This window comes from Paenibacillus sp. GCM10027628 (genome assembly GCF_042676385.1).
Lineage (GTDB): Bacteria > Bacillota > Bacilli > Paenibacillales > NBRC-103111 > Paenibacillus_E.
The window spans coordinates 14,482-38,496 of record NZ_JBHTHA010000016.1; the positions used below are offsets into that span (position 1 = coordinate 14,482).

Consider the following 24,015-nt stretch of genomic DNA (forward strand, 5'->3'; position numbering starts at 1 on the left):
TTTGACCTTCAAGTGCTATATAATAGATGAGTATCATTTTCAACATTAAGGAGTTGTAGCTGCAATGGCTTTGAAAGCAGGAATCGTCGGTCTACCGAACGTAGGAAAATCGACTTTGTTTAATGCAATTACACAGGCGGGCGCAGAATCTGCGAACTATCCGTTCTGTACGATCGATCCGAATGTCGGGGTAGTGGAAGTACCGGACGAAAGACTGCAGAGGCTGGTGGAGATCGTAGTACCCAAGAGCATTGTTCCAACGGCCTTCGAATTCGTCGATATTGCGGGTTTGGTGAAGGGCGCGAGCAAGGGCGAAGGGCTTGGCAATAAATTTCTCGCACACATTCGTGAAGTAGATGCCATCGTGCATGTAGTTCGTTGTTTTGTGGATGAAAATATTACGCACGTATCCGGTAAAGTGGATCCGATCGGTGATATCGAAACGATTAATCTCGAGCTGATCCTGGCTGACATTGATTCGATTGAGAAGAAGCTTGAGCGTTCCCGCAAAAACTTAAAAGGCGGCGACAAGAAAGTTGCAGCCGAGGTTGAATGCCTGGAGCGCATCAAAGATACACTATATGAAGATAAACCGGCGCGTAGTCTGGATTTGAGCGATGAGGAAAAGCTGATTGTTCGCGACCTCCATTTACTGACCATGAAGCCTGTATTGTACGCGGCTAATGTAAGCGAGGAAGAAGTAGCAACAGCGGACGATAATCCTTATGTGAAAATCGTCAAAGAATTCGCCGCGCAGGAGAACGCGGAAGTCGTTCCGATCAGCGCGAAGGTTGAATCCGAAATCGCTGAGCTGGAAGACGAAGAGAAAGCGATGTTCCTCGAAGAGTTGGGACTTCAAGAGTCCGGCTTGAATAGATTGATTAAGGCAGCTTACAAGTTGCTCGGCCTGTACACATATTTTACAGCTGGCGTACAAGAAGTAAGAGCTTGGACGATTCGCAAGGGAATGAAGGCGCCGCAAGCAGCGGGCGTGATTCACTCGGATTTTGAACGCGGCTTTATTCGCGCCGAAGTTGTATCCTATGACGATCTGACTGCTGCCGGTTCGATGAATGCAGCAAAGGAAAAAGGGCAGCTGCGTTTGGAAGGTAAAGAATATGTGGTGCAGGACGGCGACGTGATGCATTTCCGTTTTAATGTTTAACATTTAAATATCCTCTAAATTAATGGTAAGGAGTGATCCGATATGTTGGATAGACTTCAGGCAATCGCGGATCGCTATGAGAAATTAAGCGAACTGCTGTGTGACCCTGACGTAACCAGCGATACGAAGAAGCTCAGAGAATACTCCAAAGAGCAATCTGATCTTCAAGAATCGTATGATACGTATGTAGAATACAAGAGTGTCAGCGAACAGCTTCAGGATGCAAAAGCCATGCAGAACGAAAAGCTGGACGATGAAATGCGTGAAATGGTTAAAATGGAGATCGAAGAGCTCAGCGCACAAGCGGTTCAGCTGGAAGAGAAGCTGAAAGTGCTCATGATGCCGAAAGATCCGAACGATGATAAAAACGTGATCGTAGAAATTCGCGGCGCGGCAGGCGGGGATGAAGCAGCGTTGTTCGCTGGCGACTTGTATCGCATGTATACCCGTTATGCCGACGCTCAGGGCTGGAAAACCGAAGTGCTGGACGCTTCGTTGAATGATTTGGGCGGGTTTAAGGAGATTATTTTTATGATCACCGGAAAAGGCGCTTACAGCAAGCTGAAATTCGAGAGCGGCGCACATCGTGTTCAGCGGATCCCTGTAACGGAATCGGGCGGCCGTATTCATACGTCAACGTCGACGGTTGTAGTAATGCCGGAAGCGGAAGAAGTGGAAATTGAAATTCATGATGCGGATATTCGCGTCGATACGTTTTGTTCCAGTGGAGCGGGCGGTCAGTCCGTTAATACGACGAAATCCGCTGTGCGGGTAACACACGTACCGACGGGTATCGTGGCAACATGTCAAGACGGGAAATCGCAGAACTCGAACAAAGAGCAAGCGCTTCGGGTATTGCGTGCACGGATTTCCGATAAAATGCGCGAGGAAGAGGAAGCGAAGTATGCCGGCGAGCGTAAAAGCAAAGTCGGTACGGGCGATCGCTCCGAGCGTATCCGTACGTACAACTTCCCGCAAAGCCGCGTGACCGATCACCGGATCGGTTTGACTTTGCATCGTTTGGAGACAGTGCTTAGCGGCGATATGGGAGAAATCGTATCTGCTCTGACTATTGCAGCGCAGTCGGATTTGCTTGAAAAAGGGGAGCAGGCTGTGTGATGCCTACTGCTGGGAAGACCATTAGAGAAGCCTATGTAGAGGCTTCTTCTTTTTTAGCGGCGCAGGGCGTGGCGGAGGCTGCGTCGTGTGTGGAGCTGCTGCTCCAGCACCTGCTGGGCTGGAGCAGAACCGAGCTCCTGCTTCGCTGGCAGGAGCCCTTGCCTGTGGAGCTGGCTGATGCATGGCGCCAGCTGGTGGAAAGGAAGGCCGCGGGCGAGCCGGTGCAGTACATTACCGGCGAGCAGGAGTTCTACGGCCTTCCGTTTGCGGTGAACGGCGCGGTGCTTATCCCGCGGCCGGAGACCGAGCTCCTCGTGGAAGCTTTGCTGCACGAGGGTTCGCGTCTGTTCCCGCAAGGCGCGCCGCTGCTTGCGGATGTAGGCACCGGGAGCGGAGCGATCCCGGTGACGATCGCGCACGCGCGCCCCGCGTGGCGCGTGGCGGCGAGCGACATCTCCGCGGCGGCGCTGGAGATGGCTCGCTTGAACGCGCAGCGGCACGGCGTTGCTGCTCGTGTGGAGTGGCTCGAGGGCGACCTCCTCGAGCCTTACATCGAGCGCCGGTTGGCGCCGGATATATTGGTGTCAAACCCACCCTATATTCCCGATGCCGACCTCCCGGCGCTGATGCCCGAGGTGCGGCTGTATGAGCCGCACACGGCTTTATTCGGCGGTGTCGAGGGACTCGACCTGTACCGCCGGATGATTTTGCAGCTGCCGCTGCTGCCGCGAATCCCGACCATGGTCGGGTTCGAGGTCGGCATCCGGCAGGCGGAGGCTGTGGCGGCGATGCTGCGGGACGCCGCCGACTGGGACGAGATCCGGTTCGTACCGGATCTCCAGGGGATTGACCGCCACGTCATCGCCATTCGTGTGCGTGAGGTCACATAGGCGAGGCGTTAACGCTGTTTTTCAGCGCTAAAGTCACGCCTTCTCGCAAAAAGGTGAGGTTAACGCTGTTTTACCGCTTTAAGGTCCTGATATTCGTCCGAAGTGGGCGCAGAATGAGGCGTTAATCCTGTTTTTCAGCGCTAAAGTCACGCCTTCTCGCAAAAAGGTGAGGTTAACGCTGTTTTACCGCTTTAAGGTCCTGATATTCGTCCGAAGTGGGCGCAGAATGAGGCGTTAATCCTGTTTTTCAGCGCTAAAGTCACGCCTTCTCGCAAAAAGGTGAGGTTAACGCTGTTTTACCGCTTTAAGGTCCTGATATTCGTCCGAAGTGGGCGCAGAATGAGGCGTTAACGCTGTTTTTCAGCGCTAAAGTCACGCCTTCTCGCAAAATGGAGAGGTTAACGCTGTTTTACCGCCTTACGGTCCTGATATTCGTCCGAAGTGGGCGCAGAATGAGGCGTTAACGCTGTTTTTCAGCGCTAAAGTCACGCCTTCTCCCAAAAGGGAGGCGTTAACGCTTTTTTACCGATTTAAGGTCTCCCTGCATCCTTTCTGCATAAACGTTTTGCACAATTAACCCTATACATGCGTCCAATAACAAGCTCTCTAGCAGACTCTATCATTTTTTTATCAAAAAAATAGATTACTAGGTTTAGCCCTCTCTCTTTTTGCCCATACTGGTTGGTAGAAGCAATGGGAAAGGGGCTTTTCCTAATGGTGAAGAGAGCCAATCGTCATTCATTCAAACATTTATTATTCGTAGCTTTTGCACTTATTGTAATGATCGCTTGTTGGGATTCTAACCGCACGAATGCGGCGGTTGTGTCGCCTACGATTCCGAAAGAATCGATTCGTTTACGTATTCTCGCAAACTCGGACTCTGCCTCGGATCAAGCACTGAAACGAGAGATTCGGGATGCGATAATAGCCCGGATGCAGGAGTGGGTTGTAGGTCCGCATACACTGGATGAAGCAAGGGCAGTTGTGAATGCACACTTGCCTGAGTTTGATGCTTTAGTTGGACAAATGATACAAGAGCGCGGTTATAGCTATTCACATACAGTCGAACTCGGTAAAGTCCCCTTCCCTACGAAAATGTATGGAAATGAAGTTTATCCGGCAGGGGATTACGAAGCGCTGCGCGTCGTTATCGGCAGTGGTGAAGGTCAAAACTGGTGGTGCGTATTGTTCCCTCCTTTGTGCTTCGTAGATTCGGTATCCGGCGAAGCGGTAGCTACGACGGCGGCCGTTGTAGCAAAAACTGAAACAGACCAAACGAATTCTGCCGCATCTGCAAAACCGGCTGCAAAAGACAGCAAATCCGCGCAACCAGTTAAATCCGGCAGCAAGCAAACGAGTGCAAAATCGCCGACTGTCGATCAAGACCAAAAGCAAGCTGCCGATGCCCAGCCTAAGGTGAAGTTTTTCATCTGGGAAATGATTAAGAAAATTGTTTCTTGGTTCAGTTAATGGGCGATCGGCATCTGTACTTATAGAGAATCAAAGAATGTAAGGATGGAATCCATCGTGACCCAATATTGGAAAGTGGATGTTTCGGAAGCATCTGAAGAACAGCTTCGTTTGGCTGATCAAGCGATTGCAGAGGCAGCTGCGCTTCTCCGAGACGGAGAAACGGTTGCCTTTCCGACGGAGACGGTGTACGGACTTGGAGCGGATGCTTCTAGCACGGCTGCTGTGGAGAAGATTTTCAAAGCAAAAGGCCGGCCTTCGGATAATCCGCTGATCGTGCATATTGCGGATAGGGAGCAGCTGCCGGGAGTGATAGCGCCAGACAGCCTCGATTCGAACCATCGTCAATTAATGGAGGCTTTCTGGCCCGGACCTTTAACTATTGTGCTGCCTTTAAAAACAGGCGGCATTTCGCCTTTAGTCACCGCGGGGTTATCCACGGTAGGGGTGCGCATTCCTGATCATCCCGTAGCGCTTCGTCTTCTGCAGGAAGCCGGATGTCCGGTAGCAGCGCCAAGCGCCAACAGTTCAGGCCGCCCTAGTCCGACCCTTGCTTCCCATGTGAGAGAAGATCTCGAAGGACGGATTGGCGGTCTTGTAGACGGTGGGGCTACAGGAGTTGGGGTAGAGTCGACGGTCATTCAGTTTGTAGACGGGGAGCTTTATATTTTGCGTCCTGGGGGTATCACGGCCGAACAACTGCAATCCGTTCTGCCGGATATTCGTATTCATGAACCGGAGCGGGAAGATGTGCATAAATCAGAAACTCCACGTGCGCCCGGCATGAAATATACCCATTACGCTCCGCAAGGCTACATGCATATTGTGCATGGTGAGCATGAAGACGAAGTCACTCATTGGATTCAAAGTGATATTGATGCAGCAAAAGCTCGTGGAGAGTCCACAGGGATTCTTACTTTTGAAGAACGTGCTTCACGCTACCATGCGGATCTTGTTATCGCATGCGGCTATTTGTCTCGACCTGAGTCGATTGCACAGGAGTTGTATGCGGCACTGCGCCGTTTTGATGAAGAAGGCATCCGTTATATTGCTGCCGAGGCTTGCCCGGAGACGGGAATTGGACTTGCGATTATGAATCGTCTGCGCAAAGCGGCCGGTTATCGGCTTGTACGCGTTTAAGGAGTCTGTCTGATATTTTCTCGCGTCATTAACCTGACAGACTCTTAGCTAGCATGTTTCCCTGTTTGTCCGCATATGTTGGGATAGAACACGTGGACAGGGGGATCGCGCATGCTCGCATCATCTTCAATAGGAATTGGGCAGCTTGTTACGATTATAATTATGGCGATCGCTTTGGGGCTGGATGCTTTTTCTCTGGGAATCGGCATCGGGATGAAGGGCGTTCGTTTGTTGGATATTTTAAAAATAAGTATCGTCATCGGTATTTTTCATGTTCTTATGCCTCTAATGGGCATGTTTATGGGGCATTATGTAAGCTCGCTTCTCGGCAATGTAGCCACTGCGGCAGGCGGTTGTTTGCTTATTCTGCTAGGTTCACATATGGTTTACAGCTCCATTCGAGGTGGAGAAACGGAATCTTTTGATCATCGGACGATCTGGGGTTTAACGATTTTTGCGCTGAGTGTAAGCATTGATTCGTTCTCCGTTGGTGTATCGCTCGGGATGTTTGCCACGGATATTTTGCTAACGGTGCTTATTTTTGGGGCATTCGGCGGTTTAATGTCTATAGCCGGGCTGCTCGTTGGAAGACGAGTAAGCGGATGGGTTGGCGAATACGGCGAGGCGTTTGGCGGACTCATTTTGCTGGCGTTTGGGATCAAGTTTTTACTGTGATACAATAGTTTACGGAGTGTTATCGCAAAACTCAGCACATGATTACGAAGAAAGTTTTCCTAACGGAAAACTCTAAGGAGGATCTCAAGTTGCGAATTCTATTTGTATGTACAGGAAATACGTGCCGCAGTCCGTTAGCAGAAGGTTTGCTGCGTATCAGGGTGCACAAAGAGGGGCTTGCGGCTGAGGTTCGTTCTGCTGGCGTTTCCGCTATGACGGGGGGACCGATATCCCGCAATAGCGCTTCGATTCTCAAGGAAGCAGGCTTCGACGAACAGATTAGCTCGCTGTCGATTCAGGAGTCCGAAGTAAAATGGGCGGATCTGATTTTGACGATGACGGTCGGCCATAAGCGCTCTGTGATTCAACGTTTTCCTAATGCAGTTGATAAAACATTTACACTTAAAGAGTATGTGGAAGACGATCCTCTTATTTTACAAGCGATTGAGGAGCGGGAGCAGCTCGTTACGGAACTACAGCTCAAGCAAGCTCTTTCACAAGCCATTTCCGTCGAAGAAAGAAGCCGCATTTTTAAGCTGGAAAATTCGATTCCGGATTATGATATTTCAGATCCTTTTGGCGGATCGATGGACATATACCGGCAAACGGCTGAAGAAATTGGACGCAGTCTCGATAAGCTGATCGAAAAAATGCGCAGACAGCTAGGCGGATCCAACTAATTGGTAGGCGTTCTTGGTGTCTGAGCGGATCCGCTCGATCCATCTTTACAGGCCAAGCAGAATGCGCTAAAATAAACATATTGATCAAGACTCGATGTAACTGGCGACGAGTGGGACTAACCACAATGGAGCATCGAGCTATACGGCCGGTCGCCTGGGCAAAAGAGCAACACGTGTTTCTTCGCGTGTCTTGCTCTTTTTTTCGTTTTCTGGTGAGCTTTGGGATATAATAGGAGGGTCGAACTCGAACAAGCAAAGGAGCGTTTTACTCATGAAAATTGCATTAGGCGCAGATCATGCAGGCTATCGTTTGAAAGATGTCATCATTCCTTTTATTGAATCCATGGGTCACCAAGTCATAGATTTCGGGTGCAGCTGCGCGGATTCTGTGGATTATCCCGATTACGCGCTTCAAGTGTGCGAGCGAGTCGTAGCAGGCGAAGCCGATAAAGGGATTCTGATTTGCGGAACGGGCATCGGCATGTCGATTGCCGCGAACAAAGTTCCGGGCATCCGCTGCTCGCTGGTAAGTGACCTCTTCTCCGCTAAAGCGACTCGTGAGCACAACGATACGAACGTACTTGCGCTGGGTGAGAGGGTTATCGGACCCGGGGTTGCTGAGGAAATCGTGAAAATTTGGCTCGAAACCGAATTCTCGCAAGGCCCGCGTCATCAAAACCGGATTAATAAAGTGAAAAGCATCGAAGATCGTTTCGCCATTCATCCTTAATTACGGGGAGGGGCTTTTTATGACGGATTCCATTCTCGGTGCGATCGCTGGAGCGGTTGAAACAAATCTGCGGGAGCTGATTGGGGTCGGTGGGCTTCGGCCCGGGCAAATCCTTGTCGTTGGCACGAGCACGAGCGAAATTCTCGGACATCGGATCGGGACGTCGGGGACGCTGGATGCGGCTGAGCCCATCTTTCAAACCGCACTGCGCATAAGCCGCGAGTTCGGGCTGCATCTTGCATTTCAATGCTGCGAGCATTTGAACCGCGCGCTCGTCGTCGAAGAGGAGATGCTCACGCGATATCCGCTTCTAGTTCCGGTATCGGTTATTCCTGTGCCGAAGGCGGGGGGCTCGATGGCCTCCTATGCATATAGGCACTTTACGCAGCCTGTCGTCGTGGAGACGATTGAGGCGCACGCAGGCATCGATATTGGCAGCACGCTGATCGGAATGCACTTGCGTCGTGTCGCGGTGCCGGCCAGACCGCCCGTGCGCTCGATTGGTCATGCGTATGTAACCATGGCCTATACACGTCCAAAGCTGATTGGCGGTACAAGGGCTGTCTACACGGCAGAAACGGCTGATCAACGGTATCTTGAGGCGGCACCGAACGAAGATTGTTAAACGGATTTGTCTGATAAAGATCAAATTTGATTATAAAAATTGGGAGGAATTACTCATGACAGACTTTTTGAAAAAGCAAGATCCGGCAATTGTGGAAGCTATGAATTTGGAGCTCGGCCGTCAACGCGACAAAATCGAGCTGATCGCATCCGAGAACATCGTAAGCCAAGCGGTATTGGAAGCAATGGGTACGGTTTTGACGAATAAATATGCAGAAGGCTACCCAGGCAAAAGATACTACGGTGGATGCGAGTACGTAGACATCGTGGAAAACATTGCGCGCGATCGCGCGAAAGAACTGTTTGGTGCTGAGCATGCGAACGTTCAGCCTCACTCCGGCGCACAAGCGAACATGGCTGTTTACTTGGCAGCCTTGAACCCTGGCGATACCGTACTTGGTATGAACCTTGCGCACGGTGGTCACTTGACACATGGCAGCCCCGTGAATGCTTCCGGTATCTTGTACAACTTCGTGGCTTATGGCGTCAGCGAAAAAGACTCCCGCATTGACTACGACGATGTCCGCAAAGCGGCTTTCAAACATAAGCCTCGCATGCTCGTAGCGGGCGCAAGTGCTTACCCGCGCACGATCGATTTCGAAGCGCTGGCTTCCATCGCTAACGATGTGGGCGCGTTGTTCTTCGTTGACATGGCGCACATCGCAGGTCTTGTTGCAGCGGGTCTGCACCCGAATCCAGTGCCTCACGCACATTTTGTTACAACAACAACGCATAAAACGCTTCGCGGTCCTCGCGGCGGTATGATCCTGTCCCGTAAATCTTGGGCGGCAGCGATTGATAAAGCGGTATTCCCTGGTTCCCAAGGCGGACCATTGATGCACACTATTGCAGCTAAAGCTGTTTCCTTCGGCGAAGCGCTGCAACCTGAGTTCAAAACTTACGCGCAAAAAGTGATCAACAACGCGCAAACATTGGCGACTGCTCTGCAAGCTGAAGGCATCGACCTTGTTTCCGGCGGTACGGACAATCACTTGATGCTCGTTGACCTGCGCAACCTGAACATCACAGGTAAAGATGCGGAGCACGTACTTGATGAGATCGGCATTACCGCGAACAAAAATGCGATTCCTTTCGATCCGACAAGCCCGTTTGTAACAAGCGGTATTCGCTTGGGTACACCGGCGATCACATCCCGCGGAATGGGCGAAGAAGCTATGAAAACCATCGCGAAAGTGATCGGCTTGACGCTCAAAAACCCTAGCGATGCAGCCGTTCTGGATAAAGCTCGCGGCATGGTGAAAGATTTGACGGCACAATACCCGATCTACCCAGGTTTGACTTATTAATTATTGGATTTAGCGGAAAGGCCGGCTCTCGCAGCCGGTCTTTTCATTTTATCTAAGAGAGAGTGATGATAATTTTGCTCTTCTTTCCTTTCTTTGGGTTCTACAGAAGATAAGTTGGATAACATATGATATAATGGACAAGGTTTGCTTGGCCGTTAAGGTATTTGAAACCGTTAATGCTTACACTTACGATGCAAGTTTTATCGAAAACTCTTAGGAGGAACAACATGGGTAAAGTATTTATTTGCGATCATCCGCTCATTCAACACAAACTTACATACATTCGGGATGAGAATACGAAAACGAAAGATTTTCGTGAGCTCGTGGACGAAGTAGCGACTTTAATGGCTTATGAAATTACGAGAAATATTCCACTCGAGCATATTCAAGTGAAAACGCCGGTAACGACGGCGGATTGCCGCATTATATCGGGAAGAATGCTCGGTTTGATTCCGATTTTACGCGCTGGTCTCGGGATGGTAGACGGCGTGCTGAAGTTGATTCCTGCAGCAAAAGTCGGGCATGTGGGTCTTTATCGTGATCCTGAGACGCTTCAGCCTGTCGAGTATTATGTAAAGCTGCCTACGGATGTCCAGGAGCGGGAGCTGATCGTCATCGATCCGATGCTGGCCACAGGCGGTTCTGCGAATGCAGCGATCGAGGTGCTGAAGAAAAGAGGCTGCACGCAAATCAAGCTCATGTGTTTGATCGCTGCGCCAGAAGGCGTCAAAGCCGTGCAAAACGAGCATCCTGACGTCGATATTTACGTAGCTGCCGTAGACGATTGCTTGAACGATCACGGCTACATCGTGCCTGGTCTAGGCGATGCCGGGGACCGTTTATTTGGCACCAAATAGGTTTAAACAACCGCTTAAAGGGAGAGAAGAAACTGATGGAACGTTTGAAAGTAATTACGATCTTCGGAACGAGACCGGAAGCTATCAAGATGGCTCCGCTCATTTTGGAGCTGCAAAAGCACCCTGAACATATAGAATCGCTCGTCTGCGTAACAGCGCAGCATCGCCAGATGCTAGATCAGGTGCTGGATATTTTCAAAATTACGCCTGACTACGATTTGAACGTCATGAAGGACCGCCAGACCTTGAACGAGATTACGATTCGCGTTCTTCAAGGGTTGGAACCTGTATTCCAGGAGGCGAAGCCTGATCTTATCCTCGTGCACGGGGATACGTTAACAACGTTCCTCGCCAGCTATGCCGCGTTTATGCAGCAAATTCAAGTGGGTCATGTCGAAGCGGGCCTCCGCACGTGGAACAAAATGTCCCCGTATCCGGAAGAAATGAACCGCCAGCTGACCGGTGTGCTATCGGATCTGCATTTTGCGCCGACAGAGCAATCGGCCGACAACCTCCGCAAGGAAAATAAGCCGGAGTCCCGTATCTATGTAACGGGAAATACGGTTACGGATGTGTTCCAATACACCGTACAAAAAGACTTTGATCATCCGGTGCTGGAATGGGCGGCTGGGCGTAAGCTGATCCTAATGACAGCGCATCGCCGTGAAGCTCAGGGAGAGCCGCATCGCCAGATCTTCCGTGCCGTTCGTCGCATTGCCGATGAGTTTGACGACATCGCGATCGTCTATCCGGTGCATCCGAGTCCGGCAGTCAAAGAACCCGCCCATGAAATTCTGGGCAACCATCCACGGATCAAGCTGGTAGATCCTTTTGATGTATTCGAATTCCACAACTTCTATCCGCACGCTCATATGATTCTGACCGATTCCGGCGGTCTTCAAGAAGAAGCGCCATCCTTCGGAGTTCCCGTTCTCGTATTGCGGGATACGACGGAACGCCCGGAAGGGATCGATGCAGGTACTTTGGAGCTTGTCGGTACGGATGAGGAGACGGTCTATAACCGTGCGCGCGCGCTACTGACAGACCCAAATTTATACAACAAAATGAGCCAAGCCGCCAACCCTTACGGGGATGGAAAAGCGTCCCAGCGTATCGTTCAAGCCATTCTTCACCATTTTGGTAAGACCCCTAATCGTCCTGACGCGTTCTAACCGTGACAAAATCATGACAAACGCTACAGCGTACAGTTCAACTGTTCGGTTTGGAAATCCGCAAACCCTAGAGCCACAAGGCTCTGGGGCGTTTTGCTGGTACGAACGATTGAAGTTCATTCAATTGACAAACCTTGCGTGGCTTCGATACAATGAATGAGGATTCGTTGGAGTTAGTGTTCCTATTGGAACAACTCCCAGGAGGATGCTATGAAACGACAAGATCCGAAGAAGGATAATCCTTGGCGAGCCGCAGCGTTAACCAGTGCAATTGGCATTGACCTCGTCGTTTGTTTGCTAGCCGGCTATTGGTTTGGCGAATGGCTAAGTCATACACTGGGCGGGCAGCTCTGGTTGCTGGGTGGGTTCCTGCTTGGCCTTGTAACCGGAATCATTAGCATTTACTTCATGATTAAGCAGTACGGAGGGCTATGATGGATGACTTTTCAGCCACTCTGAAAACGGTTCAAAATGCTTTTCTTTTCTTTCTATCCTTTTGTTTGGCTGCTTGGGCTCTGCTTGTTGACTACAGGATTTACTTTGCAGGACTGATGCTTGGCTCTATAGCCAGCATGATTAATGCGAGGTTCCTCGCCTGGAAGATTAACAAGATGGCGGCAGCTGCTATAGAGCAGAAGGGGCGCAAGGTCACCTTGGGCTTTCTGACAAGAGCAGCGATTGCGGCTCTGGCAGGACTGGTTGCCGTCCGGTATCCACAGCATATCGCATTAACGACGACCATCGCTGGATACTTTTTTGTTCAATTGGCAACACTCGTACTGGGTATTCTTTCTATTCGAAAGTCTCAGAAGTAATTCCATTCGATGAAAGGGGTGAAAATGGAAAACATGGAACATCATGCACCAGAGTTTACGTGGTTAGGCATTCACTTCGACGCATCAGCACTTATGATGATCGGAATTACCACTGTGATCGTATTGATTCTAGCGATTGCAGGTGCAAGCAAAGCATCGGTAACGAATCCATCGAAATTGCAAAACTTCATGGAGTGGACGATTGAGTTTGTAGAAGGCATTATCGGAAGCACGATTGGATCCAAACACGGTAAAGGGTTTATTGCACTGGGGCTATCGCTCATCATGTACATCTTTATCGGAAATATGCTGGGACTTCCGTTCTCGATTGTGACTGAAGATCATGTTTCTTGGTGGAAATCACCGACAGCGGATATCGCAGTCACTGGAGCGCTTACGGTTATCGTCATCGTACTGAGTCACTACTTAGGGATTACGCGCAACACGAAGCATTACTTCGCACATTACTTTGAGTATAAAGGCGCAATGTTGATCCTTCATTTAATTGAAGTCGTATCAAAGCCGCTTACGCTCGCTTTCCGTCTTTACGGTAACATTTACGCAGGTGAAATTATGATTTCTGTCATTGTTGGAGCTGGCTGGTTTGGAATTGCGCCTCTCTTCGTTTGGCAGGGCTTTAGTGTGTTCGTAGGTGCGATTCAAGCCTTCGTATTTACTATGCTGACAATGGTTTACATCTCGCAAACGTTGATTCACGAAGAAGAGCATTAAAAGTAAGACTGACCTCGGGAAGTCTCGAGTTTAATCCATAAAAACAAACACTTATGAATTTAAGGGAGGATTTTATCAATGGGAGCAATAGCATTAGTAGCAGCAGGTATCGTATTCGGTTTGGGAGCACTTGGTGCAGGTATCGGTAACGGTTTGATCGTAGGTCGCGCTTTGGAAGGTATTTCCCGTCAACCAGAACTTCGTGGTACGCTTCAAACAACAATGTTTATCGGGGTAGGTCTGGTAGAGGCAATGCCGGTCGTTGCATTGGTACTTGCGTTCATCTTTATGGGCCGTGCTTAAGAATTCGTTTGGCGGGGATGGCCATAGAGCTTCCACGCCTTCGTTTTGCCCACGTTATCAGAAGGGAGTGACGTTACTTGCATATTGAATGGTCCACATTTTTTATACAAATCATCGCGTTCTTGATTTTGTATGTGCTGCTTTCCAAATTTGCGTTCGGTCCTCTGTTTGGCATGATGGAAAAACGCAGACAGCTGGTTAAAGATCAAATTCAAACGGCTGAAAATAGCCGTAAGCAAGCTGAGCAACTGTTAGAGGAGCAAAAACAAGTTCTGCAACAAACTCGTAAGGAAGCTTACGATATTATTGAGCAAGCGAAACAAACGGGCTCCAAACAAGCAGATGACATCGTTCGTGCTGCTCAAGTGGAAGCAACGCGTCTGAAAGACGAAGCGCTTAAAGATATCGAGAATGAGAAAAACAAAGCGGTTGCGGCTCTTCGCAGCCAAGTTGGCGCGATGTCCGTTCTGATCGCATCCAAAATTATTGAAAAACAAATCGACGAAAAGTCCCAAGAAGAATTGGTTGAGCATTACCTCAAAGAGGTAGGAGGCAACGTATGAGTGACATCGTCGTAGCGAAGCGTTATGCCAGAGCTCTTTTTGAAGTGGCGCAGGCCAAAGGTCTGATTGCCCAAGTCGAAGAAGAGTTGAAATCTGTAGCTAGTGCGATTAGGGACAATGCAGACCTGCAGAAGTTCCTAAACCATCCGAACATCGGGACTTCCGTCAAGACGGACCTGCTGAAGCAGATTTTCGAAGGCAAAGTTTCCGAGCCGGTGTGGAACACGCTGCTGGTCTTAATTGATAAAGGTAGACAGTCGATTATTTCTGCGTTGGTGTCGGTTTATGTCAAAATCGCAAATGAAGCGCTTGGACAAGCGAGCGCGACGGTTTACTCCGCATTTGCATTGACGGAAGCGCAACAAGCGGAGATTGTAAGTCATTTCAGCAAAGTTACGGGTAAAACGATCCGTGCAACTAATGTTGTTGAGCCTAAGCTGCTCGGCGGCATTCAAGTGCGTATCGGCGACCGTTTATATGATGGAAGTTTGGCAGGCAAGCTAGACCGCCTCTCCAAAGCTTTGGTTTAATAAGCACTGTAAGAATAGGGGTGAAGTTCGTTGAGTATCAAACCAGAAGAAATCAGCTCATTAATTAAGCAACAGATTGAAAATTATAAATCCGATTTGCAAGTGGTTGACGTAGGTACAGTTATTCAAGTCGGTGACGGTATCGCTCGTGCTCACGGCTTGGAAAACGTCATGGCAGGCGAGCTGCTCGAGTTTCCAAACGGCGTTCTGGGCTACGCGTTCAACCTTGAAGAAAGCAACGTAGGTATCGTTATTCTCGGACCTTACAAGGATATCCGTGAAGGCGACCAAGTGAAACGCACAGGCCGCATTATGGAGGTTCCTGTAGGTGAAGCACTTCTCGGCCGTGTTGTGAACTCGCTGGGTCAACCGGTTGATGGCAACGGTCCTATTAACACAACAGAATTCCGCCCTGTAGAGAACATGGCTCCAGGCGTTATGGCTCGTAAATCCGTTCATGAGCCTATGCAAACGGGTATTAAAGCGATTGACGCGATGGTTCCAATCGGTCGCGGTCAACGTGAGTTGATCATCGGTGACCGTCAAACAGGTAAAACGGCGATTGCGATCGACGCAATTCTCAACCAAAAAGGCAACGGCGTGAAATGTATCTACGTTGCAATTGGTCAAAAACAATCCACAGTCGTAGGCGTAGTTGAAAAGCTTCGCGCTGCCGGCGCATTAGACTATACAATTGTTGTGACAGCATCCGCTTCCGAGCCTTCACCTATGCTTTGGTTGGCTCCATACGCAGGCTGTGCGATGGCTGAGTACTTCATGTACAAAGGCGAGCACGTCTTGATCGTATACGATGACTTGTCCAAACAAGCGGCTGCATACCGTGAGTTGTCCCTCTTGCTCCGCCGTCCACCGGGTCGGGAAGCTTATCCAGGTGACGTATTCTACTTGCACTCCCGTTTGCTGGAGCGCGCTGCGAAATTGAACGATGAGCTGGGCGGCGGTTCCATTACTGCACTTCCTTTCATTGAGACTCAAGCAGGCGATATCTCTGCATACATTCCAACGAACGTAATTTCCATTACGGACGGTCAAATCTTCCTTGAGTCCGATCTGTTCTACTCCGGTCAGCGTCCAGCGGTTAACGTTGGTAACTCTGTATCCCGTGTAGGGGGCTCCGCTCAAACGAAAGCGATGAGAAAAGTTGCCGGTACACTGCGTGTAGACTTGGCTCAATACCGTGAGCTTGCTGCATTCGCGGCGTTCGGATCCGATCTTGATAAAGCAACTAAAGCCCGTCTCGATCGCGGGGTTCGCACACTCGAAATCTTGAAGCAAGGCGTGCATCAGCCGCTTTCGCTCGAGAAACAAGTTTGCTCCCTGTACACGGTCGTTAAAGGCCACGTAGACGACATTCCAGTACAAGACGTAACTCGTTTTGAAGGGCAGTTTCTGGCTTACCTGGAATCCAATCGTCCGGAGATTTTGAACAGCATTCGTGATACTAAAGACATCACTGCGGATAACGACAAAGCGCTGGTTGAAGCGATCAATACTTTCAAAAAGAGCTTCGCAGTTTCTGAATAATAGGGGTAACCCGAGCTTTGCCTAAGGTAAGGCCCGGGTACTCGGTTTAAGCCTGGGATCGGGAATTCGCCTGAGTTCAGGTCTTCGAATGAAGGCTTTTCTAAGCCTCAAAAGAGAGGTGAGCAGGTATGGCAAAAGGAATGCGCGAGATTAAGCGCCAAATCAAGTCCACACAAAACACGAAGCAAATCACGAGAGCGATGGAAATGGTCGCTGCAGCTAACTTGAGAAGAGCACAGCAGGCAGCGGAATCGGCACGCCCTTACTCGGATAAGCTGAAAGAAGTTGTCGCGAGTATCGCTGCCGGCACCAAAGGGGTTAAGCACCCAATGTTGCAAACGCGCGAAGTGAAGAAAACCGGTTATTTGGTTATCACCTCGGATCGTGGGCTAGCAGGTGGCTACAACGCTAACGTGTTGCGGAAGGTCATGACTGAAATCCGCGAGAGACATAAGTCGACTGCGGAATATTCCATTTTTGTAATCGGCCGTAAAGGAAGCAATTTCTTCTCGAAGCGTAATATTCCGATTGTGCAGGAAGTAACGGGTCTTCCCGATTCTCCTAAGTTTTCGGATATTAAGTCGATTGCGGCTTCTGCTGTAAGCAATTTCGAGAACGGCACGTATGATCAGTTGTTCTTGGTCTACAATCAGTTCAAAAATGCGATTACCCAAATTCCAACCATGGTTCGCCTGCTTCCTATGGAGGAAGTAACAGGAGCGACTGCTGCTAGTTACGAGTATGAGCCGTCACCTGAAGGCGTTCTGGAAGTATTGCTTCCTAAATATGCGGAAACGCTTATTTACAGTGCAGTACTGGAAGGTAAAGCAAGCGAGTTTGGCGCGAGAATGACAGCGATGAACTCGGCAACGAAAAATGCAACGAAGATGATCAACAGCTACACACTGGCATACAACCGCGCACGTCAAGCTTCGATTACGCAAGAAATTGCCGAAATCGTCGCCGGAGCGAACGCGAACGCTTAATTGTTAAACGGCCTCGATCAGAGGTAAAGCTTTTCTTAGGAGGGAAACCATGAGCAAAGGGCGCGTTGTGAATATTACAGGGCCTGTCGTCGACATTGAGTTCGAACGCGGACAACTCCCTGAAATTCTGAATGCAATCAAGATTGAAAAAATAGAAGGCGGACAAACGGTTACTGTTACGGTTGAAGCGGCTGTTCACCTTGGTGACAACCTCGTTCGTTGCGTAGCGATGTCCTCCACGGACGGACTTGTTCGTGGCGCTGAAGCTGCGGACACAGGTGCACCAATTACTGTTGCTGTTGGCGCAGCAACATTGGGACGTGTTTTCAACGTAGTCGGAGAGCCAATTGATGGCATCGAGACGGTTGACCGGTCCTTAACTAGCCCGATTCATAAAGAAGCTCCTGCTTTCGAGAACTTGTCCACGAAGTCGGAAATTCTGGAAACAGGTATTAAAGTAATCGACCTGATGGCTCCTTACGCAAAGGGTGGTAAAATCGGTCTCTTCGGCGGTGCGGGTGTAGGTAAAACCGTAACGATGCAAGAGCTGATCCACAACATCGCGCAAGAGCACGGTGGTATCTCTGTATTCGCAGGCGTTGGCGAGCGTACTCGTGAAGGTAATGACCTTTACCACGAGATGAAAGATTCCGGCGTTATCGCGAAAACAGCGATGGTATTCGGTCAAATGAACGAGCCGCCAGGTGCGCGTCTGCGTGTTGCCTTGACGGGTTTGACAATGGCAGAGTATTTCCGTGACGTTGAAGGAAGAGACGTTCTTCTGTTCATCGATAACATTTTCCGTTTCACCCAAGCAGGTTCCGAGGTTTCGGCGTTGCTCGGTCGTATGCCATCCGCGGTAGGTTACCAACCGACATTGGCTACAGAGATGGGACAATTGCAAGAGCGTATTACATCCACGAAAAAAGGTTCCGTTACATCGATTCAAGCGATTTACGTTCCTGCGGATGACTATACGGATCCGGCTCCAGCTACAGCGTTCGCGCACTTGGATGCAACAACGAACTTGGAGCGTAGCATCGCGGCTGCGGGTATCTTCCCTGCGGTGGATCCACTTGCTTCCTCTTCCCGTGTCTTGGCACCTGAAATCGTTGGCGAAGAGCACTATAAAGTAGCACAAGGTGTTAAACAAGTTCTTCAACGTTACAAAGAGCTTCTGGATATCATCGCGATCTTGGGTATGGATGAGTTGTCCGACGAGGACAAACTGATCGTAACTCGCGCGCGTCGTCTCCGTCTGTTCCTGTCCCAGCCGCTTCACGTTGCTGAGCCATTCAACGGATTCCCAGGCTTGTATGTGCCTTTGAAAGATACTGTGCGCAGCTTCAAAGAAGTTCTTGAAGGTAAGCACGATAACCTTCCTGAGGTAGCGTTCCATAACGTAGGTACGATCGAGGACGCAATCGAGAAAGCGAAAACGCTGTAAGGTTACCTTTTGGTAAACCTACGCGTAAGCTGAGGAAGGAGAATCCAAGTGAGTACATTCCTACTTGAAATTGTTACTCCTGAGCGCAAAGTGTACGCTGAAGAAGCGAACATGCTTGTAGCGAAGGGTGTCGAAGGGGAGCTTGGAATTCTGCCGAACCACATTCCACTGGTGACTCCATTGAAAATCAGCTCGATTACTGTGAAGAAGCAGGGCTCCAAAGACGAGATCATCGCAGTGAACGGCGGATTTATGGAAGTGCGCAAGGATAAAGTGGTCATACTGGCGGAAAGCGCCGAGCTGCCAGAACAAATCGATGTGGATCGCGCGAGAGCAGCGAAGGAACGTGCGGAGAAGCGCCTTGCGGACACGAAGCAAGCTAACGTGGACTTCAAACGTGCCGAAGCCTCCTTGCAAAGAGCATTGAACCGGATTACCGTTTCCGGAAGAAAATAGATGGTATATAGAAGGGCTGACCCAAGAGCAGATCAATCTGCTTGAGGAACAGCCCTTTTTGTTTTACCACATGGGAAAAGTAAACTACGTTAAAGCGTTACAGCGCATTGCTTCGAAGTATCACTTCACATTTTTGGGATAAGATAGCGGTCGCTCGTCTTCGAATGTACGTCGGTAGACCTTTTTCTCATTTTTAACAAGGGAGGGCGGTTGGCTCACCGTTCTAAGCGAGTTCGACCCTATGAGACGCTGATCGAAGCTAGAACGATGTTATTTAGCGTTGGAGACGAAAAAGTAAATGGAAACGAGTGGAATAGTGATGTTTACCATCGTTACAGAGTAGAAAAAGGCAATATGGTGAGCCAGAGCGAGGCAATAGTGATGTTTTTCATCGTTACTAGACGTAAGAGGAAATGGAATCGAGCCCATAATGATGATTTACATCGTTATTTGTTTGGAGTGGGCAGAGGCAAAAGAGCCGTTAGGAAGGCCGCTGAAAAAACAAGAATTAAACCAAAAATTGCCTTTAAATTATAATTTTAATACGGACTTGCAGCAATGAGTCGAAATAACCATTTGGAATAACTTGGTTATGAGTTGGAGAATCTACAGGTAAGCCTTATGGAAATAGTCATCGACGCCTAAAACCCTTTTTGCTATAATTGTTAAGGTGATTATTACCAAATTTAATGAGTGGTATAAGAAAGGTAAATAGGAATGGAGGCGGTTACATTCGGATGATGTACACAAATAACTATGTGATTGTAGCGATTTTTCTAGGGCTGGGGATTATCCTGCCTATTGCAGCGCTTACGATCGGTAAATGGCTAAGACCGAGTAAACCCGTCGAGGAGAAGTATACGACGTATGAGAGTGGGAACGAGCCTGTAGGTGAAGGACAAATTCGTTTTAACATTCGTTATTATTTGTTTGCTTTGATGTTTGTCATCTTTGATGTAGAGACCGTATTCCTGTATCCATGGGCTGTCGCTTATAAGCAGCTTGGACTTTTTGCTTTAGTGGAAATGTGCATTTTTGTAGCCTTGCTTGCCATAGGATTAATATACGCTTGGAAAAAGAAGGTGCTGCAATGGACTTCAGTTTAGAGTCGATCTCTCCCGAAGAGCGGGAAGAGCTGAACCGCAACGTATTTATGACAACGCTGGAGCAAGTGAAAGCTTGGGCTCGCAGCAATTCGCTATGGCCGTTAACCTTTGGTTTAGCCTGTTGCGCCATTGAAATGATGGGAACGGGCGGTTCGCATTATGATTTGGACCGTTTTGGAGTCATCTTCCGTACGTCCCCACGACAATCCGACGTGATGATTGTTGCTGGGACCGTAACGAAGAAAATGGCTCCTTTGCTGCGCCGTTTGTATGAGCAAATGCCGGAACCCAAGTGGGTGATCGCGATGGGATCCTGCGCAACGGCCGGTGGACCTTATGTGAAATCGTATTCCGTTGTCAAAGGTGTTGACCAGGTAGTGCCGGTCGATGTGTACATACCGGGATGCCCGCCGAATCCGGCGGCGCTGATCTATGGCATCAACAAGCTTCAGGAGAAGATTCGCTATGAAGCGAAGACCGGGAAGCAGGTGACCAATCGATGAGCGATGAAAAAAAGCTCGAGGGTCAGCCTGAGCCGAAGGTGGATACAACGTCGGAAGTTGAGGCAAAGAACGAGGAGCGGCATGCGGCAGCAGAGGTGCGTGTAGAAGAGGCTTCGGAAGCAAAGCCGGACGCATCCAAGCAAAACGATTCGCCGCTTGAGGAAGCTGCTGAGCAGGTCGGCGAGCTGACGCCGGAGGCGCGGCTGGATAAGACGCCGCTCAGCCCGGACGTGCAAGCCGCGGTAGACCGCGCAGCGGAGATTCAGGCGGCCGACCCGGCGGTGCAGACGACGAGCGAGCCGAGCGACGCGCCGGCTGCCGAGCTCGCCGAGGCGCCTGCCGCGGAGCGTGCCAGCGCTGCGGCTGCTGCCGATGGCGCAGCGCCGAGCAGCGCAGCCGCCGATGCCGCAGCCGAGCGCGCTGCGGCGAGAGCCGCCCGCCAAGCGGCGCGGGCGGCCGCTACGCCGACGGGCGAGCCCGCGTCGGCGGAAACCCCAGCGGCGGCAAGCGGAGACGCCGCCGCAGAAGCCCGCGCCGCGCGAGCCGCAGCGCGGGCGGCAAAGACGGATTCGGCGGAGCCTGCCGCGCCGAAGGAGCCGTCGCCGAACCAGCCGCTGCTGGACCGGCTGGTCACCATAATAAAAGCCGACGCAGGCGAAGACGCCGTCGTCGAAGCTTTTATCAACGAGAAGGACGCGCATCGTCCTTACGTGGTCATCCACAGCGCCCGCTGGTCGCAGGCGGCACTGACGCTGCGCGATCATGAAGAGCTGCGCTGTGACTACTTGCGCAATCTCTCCGGCGTCGATCAGGAAACGCATCTGGAAGTGGCGTATCACTTGCTCTCCCTCACGCATCAGCGTGAATACTGCGTGAAAGTGAAAACCGATCGCGAACAGCCGAGCATTCCGTCGGTAGCGCCTGTATGGCCGACTGCCAATTGGAACGAACGGGAAGTGTACGACCTGTTGGGCATCGATTTCCCCGGACATCCCGACTTACGTAGAATTATGATGCCTGACGATTGGGTCGGTCATCCCTTGCGCAAAGATTACGAACCGCTCGACCCGGAGGTGTAGCATTTGTTACGGACAGAAGAGCTGCTGCTAAACGTAGGTCCACAGCATCCCAGTACGCACGGGGTTTTCCGCGTGATCGTCAAACTGGATGGTGAAATTATTAAAGAAGCTATACCCGTCATGGGCTATCTACATAGAGGAACGGAAAAATTGGCTGAGAACCTCAGCTATACGCAAATCATCCCGTACACGGATCGGATGGACTATGTATCGGCGATGACCAACAATTACGTGCTCGTCCACGCTGTAGAGAAATTGATGGGGCTGGAAGTGCCCGAGCGGGCGGAATTTCTTCGTCTGATCGTCATGGAGCTTCAGCGCGTTGCCAGCCATATGGTTTGGTGGGGCACCTATTTGCTGGACATTGGCGCAATGAGCCCATTCCTGTACGCATTCCGCGATCGGGAAATCATTATCGACCTGTTCAACGAACTTTGCGGAGCAAGGCTAACCTACAATTACATGCGAGTCGGCGGGGTCAAATGGGATGCACCCGAAGGCTGGATCGAGAAAGTGCGCAAATTCATCCCATACATGCGTGATAAGCTCGAAGAGTACCACACCCTTGTATCCGGCAACGAAATTTTTTTGGCGCGGATCAAAGGCGTAGGAAAATATGACGCTGAGACGGCTATTGCTTACGGTCTGAGCGGAGCCAATTTAAGATGTACCGGCGTTAACTGGGACATCCGCAAAACGCAGCCGTACAGCTTGTATAACCGCTTTGAATTCGATGTGCCTGTGCGGACCGGAGGCGACTGTTATGATCGCTATGTGCTCCGTATGGAGGAGATACGTCAGTCTCTCCGTATACTGGAGCAAGCTGTGGAGCAATTTCCGGCTGAGGGCGAGACTATGGGCAAGGTGCCTAGGGTAATCCGTCCTGCTGAGGGTGAAGTGTACGCAGCGATTGAATCTCCTCGCGGAGAAATCGGCTGCTATATTATTTCCCGTGGCAAACAAGAGCCGTACCGCTTGAAATTCCGCAGGCCTTCATTCGTAAATCTGCAAATATTGCCCAAGCTTCTCGTCGGTGAAACGATGACCAACTTGATTACGATATTGGGTGGAATTGATATAGTCGTTGGGGAGGTGGATGCCTAATGATGAACCTGCTGGAGGAGAGTCTGAGTTGGACGAACTTCTTCATCTTCTTATTCTGGGGCATCGTGATGCTGCTGCTCGTGCTTGGGTTTGTGACCTATGCCATTTATTTCGAGCGTAAGGTCATCGGATGGATGCAGCTGCGGATCGGGCCGAATCGCACCGGTCCATTAGGTCTCTTACAGAGTGTAGCTGACGTAACGAAGCTTCTGATCAAGGAAGATACGATTCCTAAAAAAGCGGAGCGTGAGCTCTTCATTCTTGCGCCGGTCATCACGTTTATCCCGTCGTTTACGATTATTGCGACGATTCCTTTTTCCGATAAGCTGTTCAATGCGAACCTCAATATCGGCTTGCTGTATTATGTGGCCCTTACGGGAATTTCCACCATCGGCATCATTCTCGGAGGTTGGGCGTCCAACAATAAATATGCGCTGCTTGGCGGTATGCGTTCAGCTGCACAAATGATCAGTTACGAAGTGCCGCTCGTTATTTCCGTCATTGGCGTCATTATGATGACAGGCAGCCTCAATCTTCACACGATTGTGGATCATCAAACCGGCGGCTTCTGGCATTGGAATTTTATCCCGCAAATTCTCGGTTTTATTATTTTCGTAATTGCCGGAGTTTCGGAGCTGAACCGGACACCTTTCGACTTGCCAGAGGCGGAGTCTGAGCTTGTCGCAGGTTACCATGTCGAGTACAGCGGATTCCGCTTCGCCTTTTTCATGCTGGCCGAGTACGTTTACGTATTTGTTATCGCCTCATTGACCAGCTTAATCTTCCTGGGCGGTTGGCATGCGCCGTTTCCGTTCCTTGATTTTATCCCAGGTGTTATCTGGTTCCTGCTGAAATTCTCTCTCATCGTATTCTTCCTGTTCTGGTTGCGTGCCACGTTGCCACGGGTTCGGGTCGATCAATTGATGGGCTTTGGCTGGAAAGTGCTGCTCCCACTGGCTCTGGTCAATATGCTGGTAACTGCGATCGTTATGAGTTTGGTTTAAGGAGGGAAGGTTT

Annotated in this window: 28 protein-coding genes and 1 riboswitch; all 28 genes read left to right on the forward strand. The window is 50.2% G+C overall.

The annotated features are described in order from the left end of the window. Nucleotides 1-64: 64 nt before the first annotated feature. The 28 genes from ychF to nuoH all read left to right on the forward strand — a co-directional run bounded on the left by ychF (nt 65) and on the right by nuoH (nt 24,002). Nucleotides 65-1,165 carry a redox-regulated ATPase YchF gene (gene ychF, locus ACFQZT_RS15385; RefSeq protein WP_379301320.1) on the forward strand — a complete coding sequence of 367 codons (1,101 nt, stop codon included), beginning with the start codon at nt 65-67 and terminating at the stop codon, nt 1,163-1,165. A 42-nt stretch (nt 1,166-1,207) separates the two neighbouring features. Beyond that, nucleotides 1,208-2,284: a peptide chain release factor 1 gene (prfA, locus tag ACFQZT_RS15390; RefSeq protein WP_379301322.1), complete on the forward strand. Its 1,077-nt coding sequence runs from the start codon at nt 1,208-1,210 to the stop codon at nt 2,282-2,284. Beyond that, nucleotides 2,284-3,174 (forward strand): peptide chain release factor N(5)-glutamine methyltransferase, encoded by an 891-nt coding sequence (prmC, locus tag ACFQZT_RS15395; RefSeq protein WP_379301324.1) that lies wholly within the window; start codon nt 2,284-2,286, stop codon nt 3,172-3,174. Before prfA ends, prmC begins: the two co-directional genes overlap by 1 nt. A 714-nt stretch (nt 3,175-3,888) precedes the next feature. Then, the gene (spoIIR, locus tag ACFQZT_RS15400) at nt 3,889-4,644 is read left to right on the forward strand and encodes a stage II sporulation protein R (protein ID WP_379301326.1); all 756 of its coding nucleotides are present in this window, start codon (nt 3,889-3,891) and stop codon (nt 4,642-4,644) included. Between the two features lie 45 nt (nt 4,645-4,689). Further along, nucleotides 4,690-5,784 carry an L-threonylcarbamoyladenylate synthase gene (locus tag ACFQZT_RS15405; RefSeq protein WP_379301328.1) on the forward strand — a complete coding sequence of 365 codons (1,095 nt, stop codon included), beginning with the start codon at nt 4,690-4,692 and terminating at the stop codon, nt 5,782-5,784. Nucleotides 5,785-5,895: 111 nt separating this feature from the next. Further along, nucleotides 5,896-6,459, forward strand: coding sequence for a manganese efflux pump MntP (locus ACFQZT_RS15410; RefSeq protein ID WP_379301330.1), 564 nt, complete (start codon nt 5,896-5,898; stop codon nt 6,457-6,459). Nucleotides 6,460-6,548: 89 nt separating this feature from the next. Then, nucleotides 6,549-7,139: a low molecular weight protein arginine phosphatase gene (locus tag ACFQZT_RS15415; RefSeq protein WP_379301332.1), complete on the forward strand. Its 591-nt coding sequence runs from the start codon at nt 6,549-6,551 to the stop codon at nt 7,137-7,139. Nucleotides 7,140-7,225: 86 nt separating this feature from the next. Continuing rightward, a riboswitch (ZMP/ZTP riboswitch) is annotated at nt 7,226-7,306 on the forward strand. Between the two features lie 104 nt (nt 7,307-7,410). Then, on the forward strand, nt 7,411-7,869 hold the full coding sequence (rpiB, locus tag ACFQZT_RS15420) for a ribose 5-phosphate isomerase B (protein ID WP_379301334.1): 459 nt from the start codon (nt 7,411-7,413) through the stop codon (nt 7,867-7,869). A 19-nt stretch (nt 7,870-7,888) separates the two neighbouring features. Next, on the forward strand, nt 7,889-8,494 hold the full coding sequence (locus ACFQZT_RS15425) for a TIGR01440 family protein (protein ID WP_379301336.1): 606 nt from the start codon (nt 7,889-7,891) through the stop codon (nt 8,492-8,494). 55 nt (nt 8,495-8,549) lie between these two features. Continuing rightward, on the forward strand, nt 8,550-9,800 hold the full coding sequence (locus tag ACFQZT_RS15430) for a serine hydroxymethyltransferase (RefSeq protein WP_379301338.1): 1,251 nt from the start codon (nt 8,550-8,552) through the stop codon (nt 9,798-9,800). Nucleotides 9,801-10,027: 227 nt separating this feature from the next. Beyond that, nucleotides 10,028-10,657, forward strand: a complete 630-nt coding sequence (gene upp / locus ACFQZT_RS15435) for a uracil phosphoribosyltransferase (RefSeq protein ID WP_379301340.1) — start codon at nt 10,028-10,030, stop codon at nt 10,655-10,657. 35 nt (nt 10,658-10,692) lie between these two features. Beyond that, nucleotides 10,693-11,829 (forward strand): non-hydrolyzing UDP-N-acetylglucosamine 2-epimerase, encoded by a 1,137-nt coding sequence (gene wecB / locus ACFQZT_RS15440; protein ID WP_379301342.1) that lies wholly within the window; start codon nt 10,693-10,695, stop codon nt 11,827-11,829. A gap of 210 nt (nt 11,830-12,039) precedes the next feature. Further along, nucleotides 12,040-12,264, forward strand: a complete 225-nt coding sequence (locus ACFQZT_RS15445) for an AtpZ/AtpI family protein (RefSeq protein ID WP_379301344.1) — start codon at nt 12,040-12,042, stop codon at nt 12,262-12,264. Further along, nucleotides 12,261-12,644, forward strand: coding sequence for an ATP synthase subunit I (locus tag ACFQZT_RS15450; RefSeq protein ID WP_379301346.1), 384 nt, complete (start codon nt 12,261-12,263; stop codon nt 12,642-12,644). Before ACFQZT_RS15445 ends, ACFQZT_RS15450 begins: the two co-directional genes overlap by 4 nt. 33 nt (nt 12,645-12,677) lie before the next feature. Then, a complete protein-coding gene (gene atpB / locus ACFQZT_RS15455; RefSeq protein WP_379301348.1) occupies nt 12,678-13,376 on the forward strand; it encodes a F0F1 ATP synthase subunit A in 699 nt (232 codons plus the stop codon). Nucleotides 13,377-13,454: 78 nt separating this feature from the next. After that, entirely contained in the window at nt 13,455-13,679 is a 225-nt protein-coding gene (gene atpE / locus ACFQZT_RS15460; RefSeq protein ID WP_379301350.1) for a F0F1 ATP synthase subunit C, read from the forward strand. A gap of 77 nt (nt 13,680-13,756) precedes the next feature. Next, a complete protein-coding gene (gene atpF / locus ACFQZT_RS15465; protein ID WP_379301352.1) occupies nt 13,757-14,242 on the forward strand; it encodes a F0F1 ATP synthase subunit B in 486 nt (161 codons plus the stop codon). Then, nucleotides 14,239-14,772, forward strand: a complete 534-nt coding sequence (locus tag ACFQZT_RS15470) for a F0F1 ATP synthase subunit delta (protein ID WP_379301354.1) — start codon at nt 14,239-14,241, stop codon at nt 14,770-14,772. Before atpF ends, ACFQZT_RS15470 begins: the two co-directional genes overlap by 4 nt. A gap of 30 nt (nt 14,773-14,802) precedes the next feature. Further along, entirely contained in the window at nt 14,803-16,317 is a 1,515-nt protein-coding gene (atpA, locus tag ACFQZT_RS15475) for a F0F1 ATP synthase subunit alpha (RefSeq protein WP_379301356.1), read from the forward strand. Between the two features lie 128 nt (nt 16,318-16,445). Beyond that, nucleotides 16,446-17,303, forward strand: coding sequence for an ATP synthase F1 subunit gamma (gene atpG, locus ACFQZT_RS15480; protein WP_379301358.1), 858 nt, complete (start codon nt 16,446-16,448; stop codon nt 17,301-17,303). 49 nt (nt 17,304-17,352) lie between these two features. Then, nucleotides 17,353-18,750 (forward strand): F0F1 ATP synthase subunit beta, encoded by a 1,398-nt coding sequence (gene atpD, locus ACFQZT_RS15485; protein ID WP_379301360.1) that lies wholly within the window; start codon nt 17,353-17,355, stop codon nt 18,748-18,750. Nucleotides 18,751-18,798: 48 nt separating this feature from the next. After that, nucleotides 18,799-19,206, forward strand: a complete 408-nt coding sequence (locus tag ACFQZT_RS15490; RefSeq protein ID WP_379301362.1) for a F0F1 ATP synthase subunit epsilon — start codon at nt 18,799-18,801, stop codon at nt 19,204-19,206. A 210-nt stretch (nt 19,207-19,416) separates the two neighbouring features. Beyond that, on the forward strand, nt 19,417-19,743 hold the full coding sequence (locus ACFQZT_RS15495) for a hypothetical protein (RefSeq protein WP_379301364.1): 327 nt from the start codon (nt 19,417-19,419) through the stop codon (nt 19,741-19,743). Between the two features lie 203 nt (nt 19,744-19,946). Beyond that, a complete protein-coding gene (locus ACFQZT_RS15500) occupies nt 19,947-20,312 on the forward strand; it encodes an NADH-quinone oxidoreductase subunit A (RefSeq protein ID WP_379301389.1) in 366 nt (121 codons plus the stop codon). Beyond that, nucleotides 20,297-20,815: a NuoB/complex I 20 kDa subunit family protein gene (locus ACFQZT_RS15505; RefSeq protein WP_163952210.1), complete on the forward strand. Its 519-nt coding sequence runs from the start codon at nt 20,297-20,299 to the stop codon at nt 20,813-20,815. The genes ACFQZT_RS15500 and ACFQZT_RS15505 overlap by 16 nt, the downstream gene beginning before the upstream one ends. Next, nucleotides 20,812-21,894 carry an NADH-quinone oxidoreductase subunit C gene (locus ACFQZT_RS15510; RefSeq protein ID WP_379301366.1) on the forward strand — a complete coding sequence of 361 codons (1,083 nt, stop codon included), beginning with the start codon at nt 20,812-20,814 and terminating at the stop codon, nt 21,892-21,894. The genes ACFQZT_RS15505 and ACFQZT_RS15510 overlap by 4 nt, the downstream gene beginning before the upstream one ends. 3 nt (nt 21,895-21,897) lie before the next feature. After that, entirely contained in the window at nt 21,898-22,998 is a 1,101-nt protein-coding gene (locus ACFQZT_RS15515) for an NADH-quinone oxidoreductase subunit D (protein ID WP_379301368.1), read from the forward strand. Continuing rightward, entirely contained in the window at nt 22,998-24,002 is a 1,005-nt protein-coding gene (gene nuoH / locus ACFQZT_RS15520; protein WP_379301370.1) for an NADH-quinone oxidoreductase subunit NuoH, read from the forward strand. The genes ACFQZT_RS15515 and nuoH overlap by 1 nt, the downstream gene beginning before the upstream one ends. Nucleotides 24,003-24,015: the final 13 nt, after the last annotated feature.

Excerpts from the sequence above, each read along its gene's own strand:
- ychF (WP_379301320.1), top strand. The coding sequence starts at position 65 with ATGGCTTTGAAAGCAGGAATCGTCGGTCTACCGAACGTAGGAAAATCG.
- prfA (WP_379301322.1), top strand. The coding sequence starts at position 1,208 with ATGTTGGATAGACTTCAGGCAATCGCGGATCGCTATGAGAAATTAAGC.
- prmC (WP_379301324.1), top strand. The coding sequence starts at position 2,284 with ATGCCTACTGCTGGGAAGACCATTAGAGAAGCCTATGTAGAGGCTTCT.
- spoIIR (WP_379301326.1), top strand. The coding sequence starts at position 3,889 with ATGGTGAAGAGAGCCAATCGTCATTCATTCAAACATTTATTATTCGTA.
- ACFQZT_RS15405 (WP_379301328.1), top strand. The coding sequence starts at position 4,690 with ATGGAATCCATCGTGACCCAATATTGGAAAGTGGATGTTTCGGAAGCA.
- ACFQZT_RS15410 (WP_379301330.1), top strand. The coding sequence starts at position 5,896 with ATGCTCGCATCATCTTCAATAGGAATTGGGCAGCTTGTTACGATTATA.
- rpiB (WP_379301334.1), top strand. The coding sequence starts at position 7,411 with ATGAAAATTGCATTAGGCGCAGATCATGCAGGCTATCGTTTGAAAGAT.
- ACFQZT_RS15425 (WP_379301336.1), top strand. The coding sequence starts at position 7,889 with ATGACGGATTCCATTCTCGGTGCGATCGCTGGAGCGGTTGAAACAAAT.
- ACFQZT_RS15430 (WP_379301338.1), top strand. The coding sequence starts at position 8,550 with ATGACAGACTTTTTGAAAAAGCAAGATCCGGCAATTGTGGAAGCTATG.
- upp (WP_379301340.1), top strand. The coding sequence starts at position 10,028 with ATGGGTAAAGTATTTATTTGCGATCATCCGCTCATTCAACACAAACTT.
- wecB (WP_379301342.1), top strand. The coding sequence starts at position 10,693 with ATGGAACGTTTGAAAGTAATTACGATCTTCGGAACGAGACCGGAAGCT.
- ACFQZT_RS15445 (WP_379301344.1), top strand. The coding sequence starts at position 12,040 with ATGAAACGACAAGATCCGAAGAAGGATAATCCTTGGCGAGCCGCAGCG.
- ACFQZT_RS15450 (WP_379301346.1), top strand. The coding sequence starts at position 12,261 with ATGATGGATGACTTTTCAGCCACTCTGAAAACGGTTCAAAATGCTTTT.
- atpB (WP_379301348.1), top strand. The coding sequence starts at position 12,678 with ATGGAACATCATGCACCAGAGTTTACGTGGTTAGGCATTCACTTCGAC.
- atpE (WP_379301350.1), top strand. The coding sequence starts at position 13,455 with ATGGGAGCAATAGCATTAGTAGCAGCAGGTATCGTATTCGGTTTGGGA.
- ACFQZT_RS15470 (WP_379301354.1), top strand. The coding sequence starts at position 14,239 with ATGAGTGACATCGTCGTAGCGAAGCGTTATGCCAGAGCTCTTTTTGAA.
- atpG (WP_379301358.1), top strand. The coding sequence starts at position 16,446 with ATGGCAAAAGGAATGCGCGAGATTAAGCGCCAAATCAAGTCCACACAA.
- atpD (WP_379301360.1), top strand. The coding sequence starts at position 17,353 with ATGAGCAAAGGGCGCGTTGTGAATATTACAGGGCCTGTCGTCGACATT.
- ACFQZT_RS15500 (WP_379301389.1), top strand. The coding sequence starts at position 19,947 with ATGTACACAAATAACTATGTGATTGTAGCGATTTTTCTAGGGCTGGGG.
- ACFQZT_RS15505 (WP_163952210.1), top strand. The coding sequence starts at position 20,297 with ATGGACTTCAGTTTAGAGTCGATCTCTCCCGAAGAGCGGGAAGAGCTG.
- ACFQZT_RS15510 (WP_379301366.1), top strand. The coding sequence starts at position 20,812 with ATGAGCGATGAAAAAAAGCTCGAGGGTCAGCCTGAGCCGAAGGTGGAT.
- nuoH (WP_379301370.1), top strand. The coding sequence starts at position 22,998 with ATGATGAACCTGCTGGAGGAGAGTCTGAGTTGGACGAACTTCTTCATC.